Consider the following 9113-nt stretch of genomic DNA (forward strand, 5'->3'; position numbering starts at 1 on the left):
ACGCGGAGGGTCAGCACCATCAACAGTGACTGACACACCGCGTTCGCTGCCCTCGTAACCTCGGACGGCTCCTACAAGATCCGCGTCGTTTCAAATGCGTGAGCACGACGCGGATACTGTGGGAGCCGGCTTGCTGGCGAATGCTGAAGACCCGGCAACATCGATGTGTCGGGTTCGACGCGTTTGCCAGCAAGCCGGCGGCTGCAGGCCCACGCGTTGCATTCAATGTTTGTGTTTCAGGCGCATCCGCAGCATCGGATACGGCCGTCCCAAACCGTCCACTTCGGAGCGCCCCACCTGCACGAACCCCTGCTTCTCATAGAACCCCAGGGCCTGCGGGTTCTGCTCGTTCACGTCGAGCTCGGTCACGCGGTGGTGCTCGATCGCGTAGTCCAGCAGCTTCTTGCCCAGCCCCATGCCCCGATAATCCGGTGCGATGAACAGCATCTCCAGTTTGCCGGGAGTGGTCCCGCCAAAGCCCGTGATGTTCAGGTGCGAGTCACGGGTGCAGAACAGGTTCACCGAGTCCAGGTACTGCGTTTCCAGCAGGTTCCTGAGCAGGGTGATGTAGTTTTCCGGCAGAAAGTCATGGGTCGCGCGAACCGATGCCTCCCACACGCGGGCCAGTTCGGCGTAATCGTGCTTCTTGGGCAGGTAAATGACCGAATGGTGGGTCATGTTGCCGCTTCTCCTGTTTTGTCGTTGTCCTGATGTGGAGACGATAGCCAGAAAAAACAAACCCCGCCGTTCGAAGGGCGGGGCTGTCATGACGCTTGGCCGGATCAGCGCTTAGACCGGTTCGGCCCACAGGTCGTATTCGTCAGCATCGATCACGCGGCACATGACCTTGCCGCCGGGTTTCAGATCGCGATCGCTTTCGACAAAAACGTTGCCGTCGATCTCGGGTGCATCGAAGAAGGAGCGGCCGACGAAGCCCTGTTCGTCCACTTCGTCGATCAGCACTTCGATTTCCTTGCCGATTTTCATCTGCAGGCGTGCGGCGCTGATGGCTTGCTGGTGCGCCATGAAACGGTCCCAACGGTCCTGCTTCACATCCTCCGGCACGATCGAAGCGTCCAGCAGGTTGGCGGGCGCGCCTTCGACTGGCGAATACTGGAAGCAACCCACGCGATCAAGCTGCGCTTCAGTCAGCCAGTCCAGCAGGTACTGGAAATCTTCTTCGGTTTCACCCGGGAAGCCGACTATGAACGTCGAGCGGATGATCAGGTCCGGGCACTGCTCGCGCCATTTCTTGATGCGCGCCAGGGTCTTGTCTTCGAAGGCCGGACGTTTCATCAGCTTGAGAATCTTCGGGCTGGCGTGCTGGAACGGGATGTCCAGGTACGGCAGGATCTTGCCCTCGGCCATCAACGGGATGATTTCGTCGACATGCGGATACGGGTAAACGTAGTGCATGCGGACCCAGACACCCAGCGAGCTGAGGGCCACGCAGAGTTCGGTCATGCGGGTTTTGACCGGCTGGCCGTTCCAGAACCCGGTGCGGTATTTGACGTCGACGCCGTAGGCGCTGGTGTCCTGGGAGATCACCAGCAGCTCCTTGACACCGGCCTTGACCAGGCGCTGGGCTTCGTCGAGCACGTCACCGACCGGACGGCTGACCAGCTTGCCGCGCATGGACGGGATGATGCAGAAGCTGCAGCTGTGGTTGCAGCCTTCGGAAATCTTCAGGTACGCATAGTGACGCGGAGTCAGCTTGATGCCTTGCGGCGGCACCAGATCGATCAGCGGGTTGTGATCGAGTTTCGGCGGCGCGGCGTCGTGGACCGCGTTCACCACTTGCTCGTACTGCTGCGGACCGGTCACGGCCAGCACGCTTGGGTGGACGTTGCGGATGACGCTTTCGTCCACGCCCATGCACCCGGTCACGATCACTTTGCCGTTTTCGGCAATGGCTTCACCGATGGTGTCCAGGGATTCGGCCTTGGCGCTGTCGATGAAACCGCAGGTGTTGACCACCACCACGTCGGCGTCTTCGTAGGTCGGCACGACCTGATAGCCTTCCATGCGCAGCTGGGTCAGGATGCGTTCGGAATCGACCAGAGCCTTCGGGCAACCGAGGCTGACAAAGCCGACCTTGGGGGCGGCAGACGTGGTGACGGTGGACATTGACTAACCTCGGCGTAGGTATGCCTGGGCGACTGGCCGAGGCATTGATTGGGCGCTGGGGGCGCCTCTGATCAAAAAGTGCGCAATTCTAGCGATCAGTCGAACGATTGACCAGTGTTATACCGAGAATTACGACGAGTGCTGCGCTATGCTTCGCGCCTTGAGCCCGGCGGCAGGCGTCGACCGGGCTCATCGGAATTTACCGGTGTGGGACAGGTCCATCAGACAGCACCGCACCGTCGTGCTCGAGTCATGGTTTCAGGAGTGGTAAATGGGTCACGCAACGAGTCAGGTCGAGACCGGACATCAAACGGCGAAACCACTGAGTCTTCTGGTAGGCGCGGTAGGGGTGGCGTACGGAGACATCGGCACCAGCCCGCTGTATACGATCAAGGAAGTGTTTGTCGGGGGGTATGGCGTACAGGCCGGGCACGATGCGGTGCTGGGCATCCTGTCGCTGATTTTCTGGTCGTTGGTGTGGGTGGTGTCATTCAAGTACATGGCTTTGGTGCTGCGCGCCGATAACGACGGAGAGGGCGGCATCATGGCCCTCACGGCACTGGCCCGTCGAGCGTCGGCCAAATTCCCCAAACTGCAGGCAACGATGATCGTTTTCGGTCTGTTCGGTGCGGCGTTGTTCTACGGCGACAGCATGATCACTCCGGCGATTTCGGTGCTTTCGGCCATTGAAGGGATGGAACTGGCATTTGACGGCCTGGATCATTGGGTCGTGCCCATCGCCCTGATCGTGCTGGTGGCGCTGTTCCTGATTCAACGCCATGGCACCGCGCGGATCGGCGTGATGTTCGGTCCGATCATGGTGCTGTGGTTCGTGACCCTTGGCGCGCTCGGCATATTCGGGATCGTGCGTCAGCCGGAAGTGCTGCACGCGGTCAATCCAGTCTGGGCCGTGCACTTCTTCATCGACCATCCCGGAATCGGTGTGGCGGTGCTGGGCGCTGTGGTGCTGGCGCTGACCGGTGCCGAAGCTCTTTATGCGGACATGGGCCACTTTGGACGCAAGCCGATTTCACGTGCCTGGTTCGGTCTGGTACTGCCCGCGCTGGTGCTCAACTATTTCGGTCAGGGCGCGCTGGTCATCCAGGACCCGGAAGCCGTGCGTAACCCGTTCTACCTGCTGGCGCCGAGCTGGGCATTGCTGCCGCTGATCGGCCTGTCCACGCTGGCGACCATTATTGCGTCGCAAGCGGTGATCTCCGGCGCGTTCTCGATGACGCTGCAGGCGATACAACTGGGTTATATCCCGCGCATGTATATCCAGCACACCTCAAGTGATGCTCAAGGGCAGATCTACATCGGTGCCGTGAACTGGGCGCTGATGGTGGGTGTGATTCTGCTGGTGCTGGGCTTTGAGTCTTCCGGCGCACTGGCTTCGGCGTACGGCGTCGCGGTGACCGGCACGATGCTCTGCACCACCATCCTCGTTGCATCGGTGATGTTGTTGGCGTGGAAGTGGCCACCGCTGATCGCTGTCCCGATCCTGGTGGGCTGTCTGTTCGTCGACGGTATGTTCTTTGCCGCCAACGTGCCGAAGGTAGTGCAGGGCGGGGCATTCCCGTTCCTGGCCGGTATCGCGCTGTTCGTTCTGATGACGACCTGGAAGCGTGGCAAGCAGTTGCTGGTGGACCGCATCGACGAAGGCGGCTTGCCATTGCCGATCTTCATCAGCAGCATTCGCGTGCAACCGCCCCATCGGGTTCAGGGTACGGCGGTCTTCCTGACCGCCCGCCCGGATGCGGTGCCCCACGCCCTGTTGCATAACCTGCTGCACAATCAGGTGCTGCACGAGCAGGTGGTGCTGCTGACAGTGGTCTATGAGGACGCACCGCGGGTTCCGGCGGCCCAGCGCTTCGAAGTCGAGGCGTATGGCGAGGGCTTCTTCCGCGTCATTCTGCACTTCGGTTTCATCGATGAACCGGACGTGCCGGCGGCGCTGAAACTGTGTCATCTGCCTGATCTGGACTTCAGTCCGATGCGGACCACGTACTTCCTCAGCCGCGAAACCGTGGTGTCCACCAAACTGAAAGGCATGGCCCGCTGGCGAGAAGGGCTGTTCGCCTTCATGTTGAAAAACGCCAACGGCAACCTGCGTTTCTTCAAGCTGCCTTACAACCGGGTGATCGAGTTGGGCACACAGGTGGAGATGTAGTCGCTGCTGTGCCCGGCCGTAGGTGTGAGCGTGGTCGCGATGCGGTTATGTCAGGCGACATACGCATGAACTGACAGACCGCGTTCGCCACTGTCGTAACCTCCGGCAGCACCTACGGTTGGCGTATCTGGAACCATAAAAAAATCCCCGCAGTCGTGAGAGTGCGGGGATTTTTTTGTGCCGGATTTACTCGGCGCTGGTCGACTCCGGCGTTTCCTTCCCTTTCCATTTGTCGATGACGGCGATCAGGCGTTTGGCCAGGGCGGGGTAGTCCTCGTCGAAGTGATGGCCACCCGGCAATTGCAGTTTCTGGCCTGGGGCGGTGGCTTCGGTGCAGCCACTTTCGTCCTTCTCTTCAACGCCGTAGACGCAGAACACCTTGTCACCTGGCAGCTTGGCCATTTCCGGGCCGGTCGCCGCTTCTTTGCCGGACGCGCCGAGCCAGCCTTCTACCGCGATTTCAAAGCTTCCGCTTCGAGCGAAAGCCAGCAGGATGATGCCGTCGACCCGCGCTTTGTCTTCTTCCGGCAGGCGGTTGTAGATGGCCGGCAAAACGTCGGCACCAAACGAGTAACCCGCCAGGACGAAGTGCTTCGCACCCCATTTCTGCCGGTAGTGGGCCATCAATTCGCTCAGGTCAGTGGCGGTCTGCTCGGGTGACTTGTGTTCCCAGTAGTAGCGCAGGGTGTCGATACCGACCACCGGATAGCCGCCGGACTTCGCCATGTCGCCTGCGACGTCTTTGTCCAGGTCGCGCCAGCCGCCGTCTCCGGAGAGGAACAGGGTGACAGTGTCCGATGGCTGGCTCGACGGCACTTCTACCACAGGGATGTTCAGGCCGCCGCTGGAGTCATCGGGGATCAGCAAATGACGGACTTCGGTGTTCAGAATCTGCGGGTACTTGATGTCGTAGTCGCTGATTTTTGTTTCGGCGTTTGGCGTATCACGCACGAAGACCGCGGTGTCGTCGTCCGGGCCGTCATTCCAGGCCACCGTCCATTTGCCATGGGCGGCCGCTTTCGGCGGAGGGACCTTGCAATCAGGCTGATTGAGGACAAAGTTCACCGAGATGGCCTGGGCTTTGTCACTGTTCTGATTCGCCAGCCAGTTCCACGCCACCGAGCCGCCAGCGCTGATGCCGGCCACCACGTCCGGAGTGCCATCGAGCTTCTGCAGCGCGGCGCTGAACGTTTTCTCTTGCAGTTCGCAGTCACTCTTCGGCAGGACGACCTGAATGACTTGAGCCGAGGCGTCGTAGCTCAGCGCCAGGACCTGCTTTTCGGTCATCGCATCGTCTGTCGTTACGGCCAGTGCGACCCGTGTCTTGACCTTGGTCGACGGGGTGGCGCGGATCAGCGCCGAACCATCTTCCAGTGTCATGTGTTCCAGTGTCGGTTGTGCGGCAGGGCGGTTCCACAGCCAGAACCCTAATGCCACCACCAGAATTACCAGGGCTGCGAGCAAAAAGCGCCAGTAGCGTTGAATCATCAGCGTTTCACCAATCCAGTCAGGCCGCCCGCGATCAGGGCGGCGGTATCTGCCAGTGCCACGAGCGGATCGAGTCCTGCGGGCACAGCCATATAACGAGGTTCCCAGTCAGGCTGGAATTTGTCTTTGAAGCGGCGCAGGCCCTGGAAGTTGTAGAGCTGCTCGCCACGGCTGAACACCATCGAACCCAGGCGCTGGGTCAATGGGGCGCCACGCCGTGGCTGAAGGCCCGACAACGGCACCATGCCCAGGCTGAAGCGGGCGTAACCTTCCTTTTTGTAATGCAAAATCAGTCCGACCATCATGAACTCCATGGTCAGCTTCGGCGCGTCTGGATGCGAGCGCATCAGATCGAGGCTGGCGAGGTCGTGACGAGAGGTTTCCAGCAGGTTGGAAAACGCGACGGGCTTGCCTTCGAAATGGACGATGGCGATGCGGAAATGCTTGAGGTAATCCAGGCTGAAACGGCCAAGGGAGAAGCCTTTCTCGCGCACGTTCTTACCGGTCAGCCAGGCATCGGAAATCACCTTGAGTTCATCCATCGGTGCCTGGCCGACTTCATAGATTTCCAGTGACAGACCGTCGCGACCGCCTCGGTTCCAGGTGTAGCGCAGATCCTTCATTTCCTTGCCTTTGGCGTCAATGTCGAACTTGTGCAGGTCGACGCGCGCCTCTTCGCCCAGCTTGATCGCCGTCAGGCCGATGTCCATGTAGAAGGGCAGGTTCTCCGCGCGAACCTGATAGAACACGGGGCGGGCGTGGTGCACATCGCACAGGTCACGGAACTGCCAGATCAGTTCGGCGCGCTGCTGAACCGGGCCGATGGGATCGTAAAGCGCGACGAGACTGCGGCCGCGATGGGCATACATCAGAAAGGCATTGCCATCGGGGTGCAGCAGGACCGCTTTATCGCCGGTCAGCACCAGACCACCGTCAGGCTGGTTGGAGGCCTTGATGATCTCGGCGGCCTTCGCCAACTGCGCTTCGTCCGGCAAGTCGATTTGCGGACGTGCAGTGCGCAGCAGCCAGGTCAGCGAAACGATGACCAGCAGCACCGCGCTGCCCAGTGCCGAGCGCAGGCCGCGCGGCGCATCGGCATCAAGGGTGAACTGCCACCACAACTGATGGCTGTAGGGAACGTCCTGATAGGCGAACAGCAACAACCAGACCGAGGCGCCCAGCACGCAGACACTGGCCACCAGGTACAGCGGCGAGAATGGCAGCTCAAGCAATCGGCTCGGACGGTAGAACGAACGACGGAAGATTGCCAGCAGGCAGGCAGTCAACAACAGCAGACTGGCTTCTTCCCAGTCGAAGCCTTTGAGGATCGACAGGATGGAACCGACGAACAACAGAATCGTGGTGAGCATCCAGGCGGCAGAAAGGCGACGACGCAGGCCCTGAGCGAGCAACAGACACAGCACGCCGATCAGGCTGGCGCCGAAATGCGAAGCATCGATCAGGCGATGGGGGATCAAAAAGCCGAGGCTTTCCAGGCGCGTATCGATCTCAGGCGTCGCACCGGAAAACAGCAGAACCACACCGGAAAGAAACACCAGCAACGCCAGAATGGGGGCGCCCAATCCTGAGGCCACGCGCATGGCCTGACGGGCAAACAGAAGGCGTTTGGCTTCGCTGTACAGCAGCACCAGACATGCAATCAGCAGCGGCAGAACGACGTAGATCAGGCGGTACAGCAGCAGGGCTGCCGCGAGTGGCGCGGCACCGAGTTCATCGGCAAAGGCGGCCAGCAGGATGGCTTCGAACACGCCAACGCCGCCCGGGACATGGCTCAGCACGCCCGCCGCGAGCGCCAACAGGTACACCAGCAGGAACGCGCCAAACGGTGGAGCAGATGGGAGGAGCAAATAAAGAACGGCGGCGGCTGCTGCTACGTCCAGCGCGGTAATCACCAGTTGCATCAAGGTCAGGCGCAAGCCCGGCAGACGCAATGTCCGGCGGCCGGCGCGCACCAGCAGATTGTGCGGGATGGTCTGTTCCGGGAGGCGACGACGATAAACCGCGACGCCCAGAAGCAGACTGATCGCCAACACCGCAACCGCGATCGTTGCCAGAACCGGCACCGACACATGCAACGCCAGCGACGCAGCAGGCAGGTCGCTCAAGGTTGCCAGCGCGGCCAATGGCGGAAGCGCACAACCCAGCGAAAGGCTGGCGAACAGCGTCATGTGGGCCACTTCGCCCGCGCCCAGTCCCAGTCTGGAATACAGGCGGTAACGCACAGACCCGCCGGACAACATTGACAGGCCTACGGCATTACCGATGGCAAATGCACAAAAGCCGCCCATGACCAATGACCTGGCGGGCAGATTGACGTTTGCATAGCGGCTGGCGGACCACTCATAACCCAGCAGGATGGTGAAACCGATGGCCGTCGCCAGAACCGCGCCGCCCAGCGACGGCAAGGGGACGCTGAGCAGGGAGTCCTGCAGGGCATAAATGTCGAGTTCGGACAGCATGTGCCGACAGGCAATCAGCGCCAGGGCGAACAAGAGGATGGTGACGGCCAGCCCGATAGGCTGACGATACTTGCTCACCAGATCGCGCACGCGCAGTCGGGCAGGGGGGATCGGAGTATTCTCCGGAACTGCTTCGTTTGTGTCGGATGGGTTAGCGCGCATCAATCACTCCTTGGATCGTGCGCGACAGGATGGGGGTATACAGACAAGTTACCAATCCCTACGCAAAAAATAATTCAGGATGTTAGCGCTTCAACGTCTAACGGGCGAATACAGCGGATACGTCTTGGTGACCGTTCAGTCTAGGTTCAGTTGCTGGCAAGCGTATCGGCCGGGAGCGCAAAAACTGTCGCGCCCGGCAACATATGGTAACAAGCCGCCCAAAACAAACCCTATCGACAACCCAGTGTGACAAGCGTTTGGTCATGCTGTTCGGGCGTGTTTCATCCAGGCAAAAAAAAGGCCACTCTTTCGAGTAGCCTTTTTAGACGTTTGGTTGCGGGAGCCGGATTTGAACCGACGACCTTCGGGTTATGAGCCCGACGAGCTACCAGACTGCTCCATCCCGCGTCTGTGAGGCGGCATTCTACAGTCGAACGACGAAGTGTCAACCTTTAATGCTTGGGAGCGACAAAATAACCACATTCGTCATGTCGGTACGCTCAAGTGACCGCCGGACAAGGCTTTTATCCCGGCAGGCAACAACTGGCAGGTCGCCATCGTGAGCGGGGAATGTTTCAGTGGTATGAAGCGTGGAGGTGCGGTCGGAAAAACCCGCGCGCACAAAAAAGGCCACTCGTTCGAGTAGCCTTTTTTGATGTTTGGTTGCGGGAGCCGGATTTGAACCG

The 9113-nt window shown here is 60.3% G+C and carries 6 protein-coding genes and 1 tRNA gene; 1 reads left to right on the forward strand and 6 read right to left on the reverse strand.

Annotation, left to right across the window (positions count from 1 at the left end; genetic code table 11):
* Positions 1 to 222 precede the first annotated feature (222 nt).
* The gene (locus BMY73_RS27390; RefSeq protein WP_062382779.1) at positions 223 to 678 is read right to left on the reverse strand and encodes a GNAT family N-acetyltransferase; all 456 of its coding nucleotides are present in this window, start codon (positions 676 to 678) and stop codon (positions 223 to 225) included.
* Between the two features lie 111 nt (positions 679 to 789).
* Positions 790 to 2127 (reverse strand): 30S ribosomal protein S12 methylthiotransferase RimO, encoded by a 1338-nt coding sequence (rimO, locus tag BMY73_RS27395; RefSeq protein WP_092411042.1) that lies wholly within the window; start codon positions 2125 to 2127, stop codon positions 790 to 792.
* A gap of 271 nt (positions 2128 to 2398) precedes the next feature.
* Between rimO and BMY73_RS27400 the strand changes: the two genes are divergently transcribed.
* Complete coding sequence (locus tag BMY73_RS27400) at positions 2399 to 4297, forward strand: potassium transporter Kup (protein WP_062382774.1); 1899 nt, start codon at positions 2399 to 2401, stop codon at positions 4295 to 4297.
* A 186-nt stretch (positions 4298 to 4483) separates the two neighbouring features.
* On the opposite strand, the gene BMY73_RS27405 is transcribed toward BMY73_RS27400, so the two are convergent.
* The 4 genes from BMY73_RS27405 to BMY73_RS28450 form a co-directional block, all read right to left on the reverse strand.
* The gene (locus tag BMY73_RS27405) at positions 4484 to 5785 is read right to left on the reverse strand and encodes a virulence factor family protein (protein WP_092411044.1); all 1302 of its coding nucleotides are present in this window, start codon (positions 5783 to 5785) and stop codon (positions 4484 to 4486) included.
* On the reverse strand, positions 5785 to 8427 hold the full coding sequence (gene mprF / locus BMY73_RS27410) for a bifunctional lysylphosphatidylglycerol flippase/synthetase MprF (protein WP_092411046.1): 2643 nt from the start codon (positions 8425 to 8427) through the stop codon (positions 5785 to 5787). Before mprF ends, BMY73_RS27405 begins: the two co-directional genes overlap by 1 nt.
* 331 nt (positions 8428 to 8758) lie before the next feature.
* Positions 8759 to 8835, reverse strand: a tRNA-Met gene (locus BMY73_RS27415).
* Positions 8836 to 8872: 37 nt separating this feature from the next.
* Positions 8873 to 9113, reverse strand: a 241-nt coding sequence (locus tag BMY73_RS28450) for a hypothetical protein (protein WP_218190175.1), incomplete at its 5' end; no start/stop codon positions are given.

This window comes from Pseudomonas sp. NFACC02 (assembly GCF_900110765.1).
GTDB lineage: Bacteria > Pseudomonadota > Gammaproteobacteria > Pseudomonadales > Pseudomonadaceae > Aquipseudomonas.